Origin of the sequence: Planococcus maritimus, from assembly GCF_001592825.1 — a bacterium.
GTDB classification, from domain to species: domain Bacteria; phylum Bacillota; class Bacilli; order Bacillales_A; family Planococcaceae; genus Planococcus; species Planococcus maritimus_C.
In genome coordinates, this window is sequence record NZ_LTZG01000001.1 from 625917 (window position 1) to 638000 (window position 12084).

At 49.0% G+C, this 12084-nt stretch carries 16 protein-coding genes; all 16 read right to left on the bottom strand.

Annotated features, from left to right (window positions below; genetic code table 11):
• Window positions 1–17 precede the first annotated feature (17 nt).
• The 16 genes from AY633_RS03160 to AY633_RS03235 all read right to left on the bottom strand — a co-directional run bounded on the left by AY633_RS03160 (window position 18) and on the right by AY633_RS03235 (window position 11971).
• Window positions 18–326, bottom strand: a complete 309-nt coding sequence (locus AY633_RS03160) for a PadR family transcriptional regulator (RefSeq protein ID WP_068486405.1) — start codon at window positions 324–326, stop codon at window positions 18–20.
• A 164-nt stretch (window positions 327–490) separates the two neighbouring features.
• The gene (locus tag AY633_RS03165) at window positions 491–1159 is read right to left on the bottom strand and encodes an HAD family hydrolase (protein ID WP_068486407.1); all 669 of its coding nucleotides are present in this window, start codon (window positions 1157–1159) and stop codon (window positions 491–493) included.
• On the bottom strand, window positions 1152–1709 hold the full coding sequence (locus AY633_RS03170; RefSeq protein WP_068486410.1) for a histidine phosphatase family protein: 558 nt from the start codon (window positions 1707–1709) through the stop codon (window positions 1152–1154). Before AY633_RS03170 ends, AY633_RS03165 begins: the two co-directional genes overlap by 8 nt.
• A 6-nt stretch (window positions 1710–1715) precedes the next feature.
• The gene (locus tag AY633_RS03175) at window positions 1716–1922 is read right to left on the bottom strand and encodes a hypothetical protein (RefSeq protein ID WP_068486412.1); all 207 of its coding nucleotides are present in this window, start codon (window positions 1920–1922) and stop codon (window positions 1716–1718) included.
• Between the two features lie 162 nt (window positions 1923–2084).
• Complete coding sequence (locus AY633_RS03180; protein WP_068486414.1) at window positions 2085–3758, bottom strand: acyl-CoA dehydrogenase family protein; 1674 nt, start codon at window positions 3756–3758, stop codon at window positions 2085–2087.
• Window positions 3759–5261, bottom strand: coding sequence for a class I adenylate-forming enzyme family protein (locus tag AY633_RS03185; RefSeq protein WP_068486416.1), 1503 nt, complete (start codon window positions 5259–5261; stop codon window positions 3759–3761).
• Window positions 5258–5641: a MerR family transcriptional regulator gene (locus AY633_RS03190; RefSeq protein WP_068486418.1), complete on the bottom strand. Its 384-nt coding sequence runs from the start codon at window positions 5639–5641 to the stop codon at window positions 5258–5260. The genes AY633_RS03185 and AY633_RS03190 overlap by 4 nt, the downstream gene beginning before the upstream one ends.
• 132 nt (window positions 5642–5773) lie before the next feature.
• Window positions 5774–6529, bottom strand: a complete 756-nt coding sequence (locus tag AY633_RS03195) for an amidohydrolase family protein (protein ID WP_068486420.1) — start codon at window positions 6527–6529, stop codon at window positions 5774–5776.
• Window positions 6526–7011: an HIT family protein gene (locus tag AY633_RS03200; RefSeq protein ID WP_068486422.1), complete on the bottom strand. Its 486-nt coding sequence runs from the start codon at window positions 7009–7011 to the stop codon at window positions 6526–6528. The genes AY633_RS03195 and AY633_RS03200 overlap by 4 nt, the downstream gene beginning before the upstream one ends.
• A 37-nt stretch (window positions 7012–7048) precedes the next feature.
• A complete protein-coding gene (locus AY633_RS03205) occupies window positions 7049–7585 on the bottom strand; it encodes an NUDIX hydrolase (protein WP_068486424.1) in 537 nt (178 codons plus the stop codon).
• Window positions 7586–7919: 334 nt separating this feature from the next.
• Window positions 7920–8198 carry a HesB/IscA family protein gene (locus AY633_RS03210; protein ID WP_068486426.1) on the bottom strand — a complete coding sequence of 93 codons (279 nt, stop codon included), beginning with the start codon at window positions 8196–8198 and terminating at the stop codon, window positions 7920–7922.
• Between the two features lie 49 nt (window positions 8199–8247).
• Complete coding sequence (locus AY633_RS03215) at window positions 8248–8676, bottom strand: protein-tyrosine phosphatase family protein (protein ID WP_068486428.1); 429 nt, start codon at window positions 8674–8676, stop codon at window positions 8248–8250.
• Window positions 8677–8716: 40 nt separating this feature from the next.
• Window positions 8717–10486, bottom strand: coding sequence for an arsenical pump-driving ATPase (gene arsA, locus AY633_RS03220; RefSeq protein WP_068486430.1), 1770 nt, complete (start codon window positions 10484–10486; stop codon window positions 8717–8719).
• A 12-nt stretch (window positions 10487–10498) separates the two neighbouring features.
• Window positions 10499–10858: an arsenite efflux transporter metallochaperone ArsD gene (gene arsD, locus AY633_RS03225; protein WP_068486432.1), complete on the bottom strand. Its 360-nt coding sequence runs from the start codon at window positions 10856–10858 to the stop codon at window positions 10499–10501.
• Window positions 10859–11123: 265 nt separating this feature from the next.
• Entirely contained in the window at window positions 11124–11543 is a 420-nt protein-coding gene (arsC, locus tag AY633_RS03230; RefSeq protein ID WP_068486434.1) for an arsenate reductase (thioredoxin), read from the bottom strand.
• A gap of 77 nt (window positions 11544–11620) precedes the next feature.
• The gene (locus AY633_RS03235; RefSeq protein ID WP_068486437.1) at window positions 11621–11971 is read right to left on the bottom strand and encodes an ArsR/SmtB family transcription factor; all 351 of its coding nucleotides are present in this window, start codon (window positions 11969–11971) and stop codon (window positions 11621–11623) included.
• Window positions 11972–12084 lie beyond the last annotated feature (113 nt).

The following is a 12084-nucleotide window of genomic DNA, read 5'->3' on the forward strand; positions in this document are numbered from 1 at the left end:
AATTCTCTCCTATCCCGTTAATCTTTGATTTCCTTGAACAATTCATACGCTTTCTCTTGCGCATCCTTTAGTACACAACTTCCTTTTTCGGTAATGCTGTAATATTTGCGAATATGGCCATCTACTTTTCGCTCTTCTCGCAGCAACAAACCATCTGATTCCATGCCGTGAAGAATCGGATATAAGGTACCAGGACCGATGGAATAGCCATGTTCGCGCAGCTCCTCAAGCATCCAAGTCCCGTAGATGGGGCTTTGTTTCGCATGATGCAGCACATGAATGTGTATAAAACCGAGAAATAACTTCCGCAGCACTTTGTCTTCCATGGACATGCTCCTTCATAAATTTGCTGATTACGAAATCTGATATCGGTTTTCGATATCATTACTTTACCCGATGAAAAAAACATATTCAACGAAATAAGCGATTCTTTACAAAGCTTTAATATAGCTGCCAGTTCCCATCAAAAAACCGGCCCTCTGTGGACCGGCTACGCATTTAATGTCTCGATGATACGGTTCAATTCATCCAATTTTACAATTTGAGCATTTGCTAACGGTGCTTCGTCCAGCGTACTTGAAGGCTTCCATACGCCAAACATTCCGATGGCTTGTGCCGCGTCAATATCATTCACGGGATGATCCCCGACGAATATGCTTTCCGCTGCGTCCACACCGAGTCTTCCTAGTGCCCTGCAGAAGATTTCCGGGTCGGGCTTTCTTAGGTTTTCACTTTCAGAAATCAATATCGCATCCATATGATGTGCGATTCCCAAAGCGTCGATATTGCCCATTTGAAACGGATGTTTGCCGTTTGAAATAATGCCCAATTTCAAGCCTTGTGCTTTTAAACTTTCCAGTAAGGTTTCGAGCCCTTCGAACGGGACGCAGTAGAAGCGAAAATGATCGAGGTAATCTTCTAATAGAGATTCCATAGTCACCTGCTCAATCTCGAATTCCTGAATCAATTGCCTATAGACTTTGTCTTTCCACACATAGCCTCGCTGGTCCAATTCGATAAACCGTTCCCTATAGAGCACTTTTGGAATATGTCCCAATGACGGCCGTAAGCGCTCATATTGTTCAGCGATGAAAGAGGCGACCGTGGCATCTCTATTGAGCAGAGTTCCATCCAAATCAAAGAGCACCGCTTTAATCATCAGGAGTGCCTTCGTTCCATAAGCGTTTGCAGCTCGTTCCGGAGGGTTCAATGGTTAACACGTACACATCCGGATTGCTCAATCTGCGCCACTCTTCAAAACCGAAGCCATCGATATAACGTGACACTAATAGCGCCATAATATTGCCGTGTGTCACGATGGCAGTGCGTTCGCAATCACTGCTTTCCAGCTCTCGTACTACTTGAGAAATCCGTTCAAGCGCTTGTGTGCTCGACTCTCCCCCTTCTAGGACGAGATCGCGGTCATCAAATGTGTTTTTCAATTGTTCAAACCAATCTGGGAGATTTCCGGAACTGAGCACCCGTTCTTTCAAACGTTCGTCGGTTTCCACTTCGACGGCCAAAGCCTTAGCCAACGCCTCGATCGATTGAACGGCCCTGGTATAAGGGCTCGAAATGATTCGTTTAATGCCCGCATCGCTTAAAAATCCGGCCAGGCTCAGTGCCTGTTCCCTTCCCGCTTCAGTCAAATGTGCATCCGGTTCCTGGCCGCTGGCGGCGCAATGCCGGATGATGTAAATCGTCGTCACTACCTATCACTCCGTTTCCGGTCCTAAGCCAAACAGATCCGCTATGATTTCCGCACTACCAGGCGAGAACATGAACAATGAAAACCCAATGCACGCTGCGCCGCCTACTAACAATCCGATTTTCACACCGGCTGAAAACCCTCTTTTTGGCAAAATCCCTGCAAATAATAAACAAATTCCAATGAATAACAACAGCATATACCAGAAGCCCATGCGCCCACCCCTTTTTCCTTATTACTCTTTGGACGCCTATTATATGGAAAGGTTCGGTTATTTCCTGAGTAATATCACCTGTATTTCCAGCTTACCATACGCTTTACTGCTTGCTATCAAAAAAATCACCCACTGCCAATGTTTCGGCAGCAGGTGATTTCTTTACTGTTCCATCACTTCATTAAAATGTTTTACGCTTGTCATATCTTCGCCGAATGCTCTCGTGCCCCAGGACAATTCGGTGAAAACCACTGCAAGCGGCGCATAAATGCCGCCTTGTCTCTCCGCCCATTCAAGTGCGATGACATTCTCGAAAAGCTGCGCCATGTTCTTCATCAAGCCCTTTGCTTCGAAGCTTTGCAGCGCAGCATCGAATCCGGCAAACGCCATCAGTTCTTCATGCAGTTCTTGCGCTTTGCCCTTCAGCCATTCCACCCCGGCACTCGCCTGCAGTTGTGACAGGCGCCCGTTAACATGCTCAATAAATACTTCATGTGCCGCAAATTTATTGACGAGCCGAATGAGTTCGAGCCCGAGAATGTTCGCCGTTCCTTCCCACACTGTCAGCACTTGGGCATCACGCAATAATCGCGGTGTGACAAAATCCTCGATATAGCCGTTGCCGCCATGCATTTCGATTGCTTCGTGCGAAAAATGGATAGCCTGTTCTGCCGATTCTTTCTTTAAGATTGCAATAAGCAAGCGGCTCAGCACCTGTTCTTCTGTTGTCGCGCTGCCGGATGTGACGCGGTCGTATAAACCGATTAAATCGAAAATCGCTGCTGTTTCAAACTCTTGCTTGGCGCACAGTTTCATCAAGCTGTCCTGCACCATTGGAAAACGGGTGAGTTTTTGGCCGAAAGCATTGCGGCGCCCGGCATATTCCGCCGCCTCATCAAGCGCTCGCTTCATGATGCCGATCGACGCGACCGCATTGCAGATGCGCGATAAATTCAACGCTTCCATCATATACTTCAGCCCATTTTCCGGATTCCCGACTACAAACGCCTGCGCGCCGTCGAATTCGACTTCACCGGACGGCACAGCCCGCACGCCGAGTTTGTCTTTCAAGCGGCGGATTTTAATGCCGTTCAGTTCGCCGTCCACTGTCCATGGAACTGCAAACAAAGTCAGCCCTTTTGACCCTTCCGGCGCACCTTGCCTGCGGGCAAGCACCATTGCGACACCAGCCATGCCAGCGTTCGATGCGAAATATTTTTCCCCGTATAAGCGGAACCCTTCATCGGTTTCAAGCGCCTGCACGACATTGGCCCCGACATCCGAACCCCCTTGGCGCTCTGTCAAGAATGTTGCCCCTTCAAAGAGCTCCATGTCGCCTGTTGCACAGACATGTGGCAAGAACTGTTTTTTTAAGTCGTCATCCGCATAGCGATCAAGCAAATAAGCGGTCGCCATGGTCAATGTGACCGGGCAATAAAAACCAGGTTCTGCTTGTGACAGTAAATAGCCTTGTGCAAAGCTATAGAGGTAATTGCCCTTTCTTCCAAGTTCTGGGATTTCCTTATGGACATAACCGACAATTCCGGTCCTATAGGTTTCATCGACCGTCTTTTTATAGCCTTCGTTGACCCAGACATGCGAAATATCCTCTCCGAGCCGGTTGTATTTCTCGAGTTTTGGCGCGCCTTCCCGGTCGGTATGGCGCGCGCGTTCATCGATGTCGCCCGCTGCGAGCTTGCCGAAAGAGTGCAGTTCGCGCTGTGCATAGCGGAAGAAATCTTTCGGCAGCCCCTCGCCCAATATCTTTTTCAAAGTCTCATCACGTGCATAGAAATTGCGTTCGCCGCTCGGTGCGGCCCCTTTTAAGACAACCATTTAAACACTTCCTTCCCGCAGCGGCTGTTTGAGGATCTTACCCGATGCGTTGCGCGGCAAAGCTTCTACTTGTTCGATGATTTTCGGCACTTTATAGCTGGCCAATTCTTTTCTGGCGAATGCTTTGATTTCATCTGCATCCAGTTCGCGCGATGCCGCAAAATAGGCCTTTACCGTTTCGCCCCATTCGGCATGCGGAACGCCAATCACAGCAGTTTCATGGATATCTGGATGGGCAATGAGTACTTCCTCGATCTCCTTCGGGTAAATATTGACGCCGCCTGAAATGATCAAATCCTTCTTGCGGTCGACGACCCAAATAAATCCGTCCTTATCGAATTTCGCCAAGTCGCCGGTTTTCAGCCAATCGCCGATAAAGGTTTCCTTTGTCGCTTCTTCATTCTTATAGTAGCCGAGCATAGTGCCTTCTCCCCGCAGCAGGATTTCCCCGACTTCACCAGGTAGCACATCTTGCCCATCAGCGTCGACAATTCTTACTTCCGTGTGAAGCGCAGCGCGTTTGCCAATGCTGCCTGCTTTTTCCGCATGTTCCGCCCCCATCATCAACGTGCCGCTCGGTCCCGCTTCGGTCAGGCCGTACACGCAAACCAAATTATCGGTACGAAACTTTTCCTGGACGAAATTCACTTCTCCGGCTGACAATGGGGCGCTCCCGTAAATCCACCATTTCATCGAAGACAAATCACGCTTGTCGATTTCTGGATGCTTTGCCGTCAGGAGGTAGGCAACCGGCGCTCCGAAGAAATGCGTCGTCCGTTCCCCTTCCACCGCATCGAGCAACAAGTCTGGCGTAAATGTCGGAACGAGTACATGTTTCGCCCCGACGATCATGCCGGCCAATAAAAATAAATGAAGCGGTGCGGAATGGCTGAGCGGCATCATATGGAGCAGACGGCTTTCCGGCTTTATCTCCATTTCGACACAGATCATCTGTGCCACTGTCAGCACATTGCGATGGCTGAACAAGACACCTTTCGGCTTGCCGGTCGTTCCGGATGTATACAATATAGTAGAAGGCTCGTCATCTCGGGCTTGGGATGACAGGTTTTCTGCCGCCTTTGTGGATGCCAGTTTGCCGAACGCTTTCCAGCCGGCTGTCTCATCTCCGGTTTTAACTGCGAACAATCTTTCCGTATTCAATTCCTTTACGGCATCAAATAATAATTCATGGGCGAAAATCGCTTTGGCATCCGAATGATCCAAAATATAGCCGATTTCTTTTGCCCCGAGTTTGGCGCTGATCGGCACGATGACGGCGTTGATGCGCTGCGCCGCAAAATACGTTGCCACGAATTCTGGTACGTTCGGCATGAAAAGGACAATTTTATCTCCTTTGCCAATGCCCCCTTGCACTAAGGCATGCGCCAAATTATTGGCAGCCTCGTCCAGTTCGCGGAACGTCAAGCGCTGCCCCATCCCGACCAGCGTTTCATGTTGCGGGTATTTCCGTGCATTACGCTCCAGCAATTGTGAAATATTCATTTCCCCATCCCCCTTAGTTTCGATAGTTTTTCGTCGAACTCCCCCAGCAAAAATTCCATCTCTTGTTTCGTTTTTTCAAGCTCCTCGATACGGCGCTCCATTTCCGCTATTTGTTTTTTGCCGTATTCGATCGTCCGTTCAAGCTGCTTCTTGCCCGAACGGTCAGCATCAAATAACAGCACCATTTCCTTGATCTCTTCCAATGTGAATCCGTATTTTTTGCCTCGGTCGATGAGCTTGAGTTTGGCGATTTCCGCATTCGAAAAAAGCCGCGTATTGGAATTCGTTCGTTCCGGTTTGAGCATCCCCAGTTCCTCATAATAGCGGATAGTCCGGGTCGTCACCCCGAATTCCTCTGCGGCTTCCCTTATGGTCTTCATCTGCCGCCTCCTTTTTTGATTTTTTTGATAATTTAAGTTTATCATTGACGTTAACGTAAAGCGCAAGGGCTTTTTGCATATTAAAAGCCAGACATCCCGTTAAAGAACAGGCTGTCTGGCTTTTAGCGAAACTTATTCAATTCCATACCACGCTAACGCATTGCGATAGAGAACTTTTTCTGCTTCTTGTTCTCCTAACGCCTCTCGGATCAGTGTTACATCACTTGCCTGAAATGCCCTTTTGGCGCGGGTTGACGGCAAATCGGTGCCGAACAGCAAGGCTTCCGGATTCAGTTTGTGGATCAACCGGATAGCATCGGCAGGCTCGAAATCAACTCGACCAAACCCGGTGGCTTTCACCTTGATGCCTTGGTCTACGAGCTTTAAGAGTTCCGGAAAGCCTCGCTTCGATAATCCGAGATGATCGATTGAAACTGCAGGCAACTGGCTGATGGTATGTTTCAGCTCCCCCAAATCCTGCGAGTCGATGTACAATTCGGCGTGCCATCCAGCGAGATCATTGATGCGCCTCGCAAAATGGTCAAGCCGCCTAAGTGTTTCGGAACCTCCGCGCATTACATTAAACCGTACGGCGCGGACGCCTTTGTCGTGCAGCCGAAGAATTTCTTCATCAGGCGTATCCGCCGGCAATTGCGTCACCCCAGCAAACCGGCTGCCTAGTGTGTCGAGTGCATCCAATAAATACGATTGGTCAAACCCTTGGAACGAACCCGAGACGATGGCGCCGCCGCTTACTTCGAAGTTTTCCACAGACTTCACATAATCCAGAGCTGTGAATGAAGCCGGCAAATAGCCTTGATTTGGGGTTACTGGAAATCGCGGGTCGATAATATGTAAATGGGCATCGAAGATTTTTACTTTCTTCATCGCTTCAGTTCTTCCGTCAATGCCGCAATCGCTTGCCGGACATTTCTTACATTCGCTTCATCGTTCATCTCATTTCGCGCATGCAAAAGCACGGGCCTTACCGACTCGACAGAACGTCCAAATTCGTACATCCATTCATAGCGCGGCACCATCCATGTATGGAAATGATGTGTCGTGTCTTCATTATAGAAATAATAGACCGACTCGATGCCGAGGACCTCGCGTTGTGCTTTTCGGATTTCTGACAAGATCGTGATGTAATCGAGCCGCTCCGCTTCAGTCAATTCGTCCAGGCTTTTCAAATGGCGCTTTGAGGCGAGGATGATCAACCCAGGAATGGGATAGGCCACATCCTGATGCGCATGGAAATGTTCCGTCTCCACTACGACTCCGCCTTCCGGTTCGATCACGCCGTTTACAAGCGCACAGCTCAAGCATTCCACTTCAATAGTCTCTCCGTTTGCCATGGTGATGGTTCTCATTTCAATCGCCCTCCTCAGTTGATTCTATTCAATATTTTTATGACCGAAACGACCCGTCCCATGCATAAGTCGAAAAAGAAGCTAGCTTCTCAAAATAGAATTCCATGCGCTGATATACCGAAGGAACGATCAACCGCTCCCGGTTCATTTGCTGGAACTCGATCCAGTTGACCAACTGTGCAGCATGCACTTCACCTGCCTGCAGCTGCAGAGCGTTCATATCAATGCGCTCTTTACACCTCCAGACATAGCTGTCCAGAAAATAGTTCCCGCCTTTCGTTTGCCCTAAAAAGCGCAGCTCTTCAGGCCTTGCGAGCAAACCGGTTTCTTCTTCCAACTCACGCAGCGCCCCCATCAAGCTGCTTTCTCCCGCCATGACAGAACCGCCTGTCGTTTCCCACAGCATCGGCAGGGGTTTTACCGGATCTCTTTGCGTCATGAAAATCCGCCCGTCTGCGTTAAGCGTAATGACTTCCACGACAATGTGAAATTCGCCCGGCTGCATTTTATTGCCTCTTATGTGTTTTTTTCCGAGCGGATTGCGCTCTCCGTCATACAATTCCCAAACTTCCATTCCCACTTGCTCCTATCCCGAATTCGTTAGTTTTGATGCGTTTTTTACGCTAATTAGCCCTGTATCTACTTTAAAGAATATTCCCATTAATTAACAGACTTTTTTAACCATTATCGAACTTTATTTTCTATTTTAAGCTCATGGAAATAGAGTCCCTGCTTACTCTGCCATCAACCTACGAACATCCGGCTTTCTTACACCCATGGAATCCGCTGTCCGCGAACGCATTCGAAAACGAAACTAGATCTGATCGCAATAGGTCAAGGCCGAGCGCACCCGTACCATCTACGGAACCCAATAAAAAAAGAGCTCACGGATGAGCTCTTTTTTCTATTTAACAGCCAGTCGGCGCACCAATCATGACCAGTCCGCCTTCTTCGCCTTGCGTATCAAAATCCAACGCGAGTTCGTCTGCCATTTGTTTTGCATCTGCTGCGACAGCCACTCGGATGCCGTTCACATCGATCAATTCATCGGTTTGTTCCGGTGCATCGAGCGATAAGCCGATTTGCGGCCCGCAGCAGCCAGCGACTGCATAAAGACGCAAGTTTTCCATTTGTTGCTCTTCTAGAATGGACTGGATATAGTTTTTTGCTTCATCAGTTATTGTCATAAAAATCCATCTCCCCTGCTCGTTTATTCATACCTTACTCTACCACGAGTTAAGCGTTCGGAAAAAGACGCTGCAGTGATTCTTTTAATTCCGGTTTGACACTGATGATTGGTCTTATGTTCTTCGCCATCTGTTCAGCTTCTTCTACAGTCTTTGCTTCGCCAAGTGCGAGCAAGGTACCGATTGCGACGCTGCCGGCGCGGTTACTGCCGCCTGCGCAATGGAAAAAGACTTTCTTGCCTTCCTCGTATGCAGTGACGACTCCGTCTACTGCCTCTTGGATTGACTCATCCTGCTGCTCTGTCGAATCGTCGACAATCGGTGCATGGACGCGTGTATAGCTTTCCTCGCTGTCCCCTGCTTCTGCCCGCAAATCAAAGACGACATCAATGCCTTCATTTGCCACTGCGGTCTTGGCATCTGCTGCGCCGCCGATAAAAATGCGGTCTTTCACTAATTGCTGATATGCTTCGCTCATCGTTTGCCTCGCCCCTTCTAATCTGTTTGGTGTTCCGTTATTAAAAAATGAATTCCTTCAATTGGTCATAGCCAATTTTCTCTTCCTCTAGCCAAGGGATGATGGCGCATTTCTCGGCCAATTCCCCGTCCACTTTGCGAATCCACTTTTTCTCGGAAATTGCGCGGCCCTTGAGCACCGCATCCGCAGTGTTTGTTGCAGACAGGCTTTGGTTAATGACCCACCATTTCGCCTCAATGCCGGCGCGCTTCAAGTCTTGTTCAAGTCTCGATGCCTCTAATACCGGCGTCGCTTCCGCCAACGTGACGATGACCACACCCGTTTCTTGTGGATTGCGCAGGCGCGGCAATAGCTTTTTGACGCTGTCTGGCACATCCCCGGTCGAACGGCTCATTTCCTTATGATAGGCTTCTGTCGAATCAAGCAGCAATAAGGTATGGCCCGTCGGCGCGGTATCGATGACGACGATTTCGTTTTCGGATTTCTCCACGACTTTCGCAAAGGCTTGGAACAACGCGATTTCTTCTGTGCATGGCGATTCCAAATCTTCCTTCAAATAAGCGAGCTCTTCTCCGGTCATTGCGCTGCCTGCTTGTTCGATGACGGTTTCTTTATAGCGCGCCACTTCAATCTCTGGGTTGATGCTGCGGATGGATAAATTATCACGTGTGCCGCTTCCTTCAAAGGTATACGCCAAATGTGCGGCCGGATCGGTTGTCGTCAAGTGGACTTGATGGCCTTTCTCGGATAAGCCGACTGCGATGGCCGATGCGACAGAAGTTTTGCCGACGCCGCCTTTGCCCATCGTGAAAATGACGCGTGTATTGTGTTCAGAAAAATCCTCGATGACGCCGTTTAGCCCCGGCAAGTCGAGCGGCTCTCCTGTTTCTTCCGCTTCAGAAGAATGAATCGCGTAGGAACTGAATAGATGGCGCAAGTTCTCAACGCCCGTGAGCGAATAAGAAACATATGGCAAGGAATAAGCCATCACTTGCTTCAAGGCTTCGGGTGTCTGTTCAATCGCATCACGCTGCCGCTTGTAGAATGCCGTTGACACCGCGTCTTCCGGCTGGTGACTTTGAAGCAGGCCATTGACGATGAGCAATTGATTCTTGATGCCGATTTCTTTTAATTCAAACGACGCACGGTCCACCTCGAGCAAGGAGGAATTGTCTGGGCGCGCCACCAAGATCAAGGTCGTTTTGTCTCCGTCGGATAGCGAATCCACCGCTTTTTTATACAGCGCCTTTTTGCCTTCAAGCCCAGCGAGTGGACCTAGGCAGGAAGCGCCGTGCGTGCTATCTTCCAAAAAGCCGCTCCACGCCGTCGGCAATTGCAACAGGCGCAGCGTATGGCCGGTCGGTGCCGTATCGAACAACACATGGTCATACTGCGCTAAAATCTCTTCATCTGCCAGCAAATGCGAAAACTCATCGAATGCGGCGATTTCAACAGTGCAGGCTCCTGACAATTGCTCTTCCATCGTCGCGAGCACCGCATCGGGCAATTTGCCGCGGTAGGGACCGACGACGCTTTCTTTATAAGCTCTGGCCGCTTGTTCCGGGTCGATATTGCAGGCGGATAAATTTGCCACAGACGGAATGGATTTCGGGTCGTTCGTCAGTCCCACTTCCAGCACGTCTTGCAGATTAGAAGCAGGATCGGTGCTGACGAGCAAGACTTTCTTGCCTTGGTCAGCTAAGGCGACAGCTGTTGCACACGCAGTCGAAGTTTTTCCGACACCGCCTTTACCGGTGAAAAACAGAAACGGAGTGACGGCCATTTGATTCGGATTGAACAATGAATACATAGGAACGCTCCTTTAGTTGTCGATGTTCAGTGACACGCGAACGCGCGGCTTTTCCTGTAATTCGGACGGTGTGGCCTCGAACCACTCTGCCAATTCTTCTGTGGTCGGGTATTCGGCAATCTTTACGACTTCTCCGTTGAGCAGCACAACCGGCAACGCGTCCGGCCCTTTATCAACCAGCACTTGATTGACTTGTTGATTGTCCACAAACGCACCAGGATCATCCGTCAAATTATGGCGTGAAATCGCAAAACCTTTTTTCTCGAGTGAATACACAGCCGACGCAATGCGTGTCAGTTCCGGGTCCATAGTTGGTCCGCAAACACCCGTCGAACAGCACATCGCCGGATCGAAAATTTCTACCTTTGTCATATTCAGCCCTCCTTCAAACTGCGTAGTTTGGTTCTATCAAATAACACTAACGGAATTGCACATATGCTTACTCTATTCAAAAATTAGAACGGCTGGATTTGAAAAATTTAACATTCTAATATTGGAGATGAAGCGGAGGGCCTTGACTCCTGGGGGACCCCGGGCAGCCGATATCGCGACATCCTGTCGCATCGCCTGCATGACCCACATCCTGTGGCCCTAAAGCAAGGCCTGGAGCGCAATCTTCCCCCTCCCTAAACTTCACTTACTCACCAGTTGCAGCAAAATGGCGGATGCGCGCTTCGATGTCATCGCGTACCGATTGAAACACTTTCCATTTCTCTTCTTCCGTACCTTGCGCTTTTGCTGGATCCGTAAAGCCCCAGTGATCGCGTTTTACGTGAGGCGGTGTCATCGGGCATTTATCTGCTGCATCGCCGCATAGCGTCACGACGAAATCAGCATTGTTCAAAACATCCGTATCGATGACATCGGAAGTTTGCTGTGAGATGTCGATGTCCACTTCATTCATCGCCTTTACCGCGTTCGGGTTCAAGCCATGCGCTTCGATTCCGGCACTCAATACTTGCCAGTCATCGCCCAGAATCTCTTTCCCCCAGCCTTCCGCCATCTGGCTTCGGCATGAATTGCCTGTACATAAAAAGTACAATGTTTTTTTTGTCATGTTTATTAGCTCCCTTGTTCCATTACTGGTTTTTGTTCTATCTATGTGCATTTACCTTATGCGTTTTTCTTCACTACTTATTCGCAACGAATGCGCAGCCCTTGCTTCTCCAATTTCTCGATGCGCTCGTCCTGGCTCGGTATGAACGTCAAGATTTGCATAAGCATGTCATACAATTCGCTGTCTGAGTTCAATGAATAAAAAATCCATTGACCCTGTCTTCTTTCCTTCACCAATCCGAGATCCCTCAATTTGCGCAAGTGCTGGCTGATTGCCGACTGGCTGATATTAAAGATTTCAACGAATTCACAAACGCAGCAATCATTTTTTTCGAGTAATTTGACCATCGATAACCGCGTCTTATCCCCTACTAGCTTTAACAGCATGCTCGCTTTGTCGATTGCTATTTCTTGCGATGTCGCTTCCATCGGATCATTCCTTCCGCTTCTTTACTAACCTTCATATAGTCTTCTAATTCCAAATACAGCATATCAGCATATACTTATATATTCAAGAGTATTTCGGATAAACAATACATTTC

Coding starts and splice junctions, on each gene's coding strand:
- AY633_RS03160 (WP_068486405.1), bottom strand. CDS start 326: ATGGAAGACAAAGTGCTGCGGAAGTTATTTCTCGGTTTTATACACATT.
- AY633_RS03165 (WP_068486407.1), bottom strand. CDS start 1,159: ATGATTAAAGCGGTGCTCTTTGATTTGGATGGAACTCTGCTCAATAGA.
- AY633_RS03175 (WP_068486412.1), bottom strand. CDS start 1,922: ATGGGCTTCTGGTATATGCTGTTGTTATTCATTGGAATTTGTTTATTA.
- AY633_RS03180 (WP_068486414.1), bottom strand. CDS start 3,758: ATGGTTGTCTTAAAAGGGGCCGCACCGAGCGGCGAACGCAATTTCTAT.
- AY633_RS03185 (WP_068486416.1), bottom strand. CDS start 5,261: ATGAATATTTCACAATTGCTGGAGCGTAATGCACGGAAATACCCGCAA.
- AY633_RS03190 (WP_068486418.1), bottom strand. CDS start 5,641: ATGAAGACCATAAGGGAAGCCGCAGAGGAATTCGGGGTGACGACCCGG.
- AY633_RS03195 (WP_068486420.1), bottom strand. CDS start 6,529: ATGAAGAAAGTAAAAATCTTCGATGCCCATTTACATATTATCGACCCG.
- AY633_RS03200 (WP_068486422.1), bottom strand. CDS start 7,011: ATGAGAACCATCACCATGGCAAACGGAGAGACTATTGAAGTGGAATGC.
- AY633_RS03205 (WP_068486424.1), bottom strand. CDS start 7,585: ATGGAAGTTTGGGAATTGTATGACGGAGAGCGCAATCCGCTCGGAAAA.
- AY633_RS03210 (WP_068486426.1), bottom strand. CDS start 8,198: ATGACAATAACTGATGAAGCAAAAAACTATATCCAGTCCATTCTAGAA.
- AY633_RS03215 (WP_068486428.1), bottom strand. CDS start 8,676: ATGAGCGAAGCATATCAGCAATTAGTGAAAGACCGCATTTTTATCGGC.
- arsA (WP_068486430.1), bottom strand. CDS start 10,486: ATGTATTCATTGTTCAATCCGAATCAAATGGCCGTCACTCCGTTTCTG.
- arsD (WP_068486432.1), bottom strand. CDS start 10,858: ATGACAAAGGTAGAAATTTTCGATCCGGCGATGTGCTGTTCGACGGGT.
- arsC (WP_068486434.1), bottom strand. CDS start 11,543: ATGACAAAAAAAACATTGTACTTTTTATGTACAGGCAATTCATGCCGA.
- AY633_RS03235 (WP_068486437.1), bottom strand. CDS start 11,971: ATGGAAGCGACATCGCAAGAAATAGCAATCGACAAAGCGAGCATGCTG.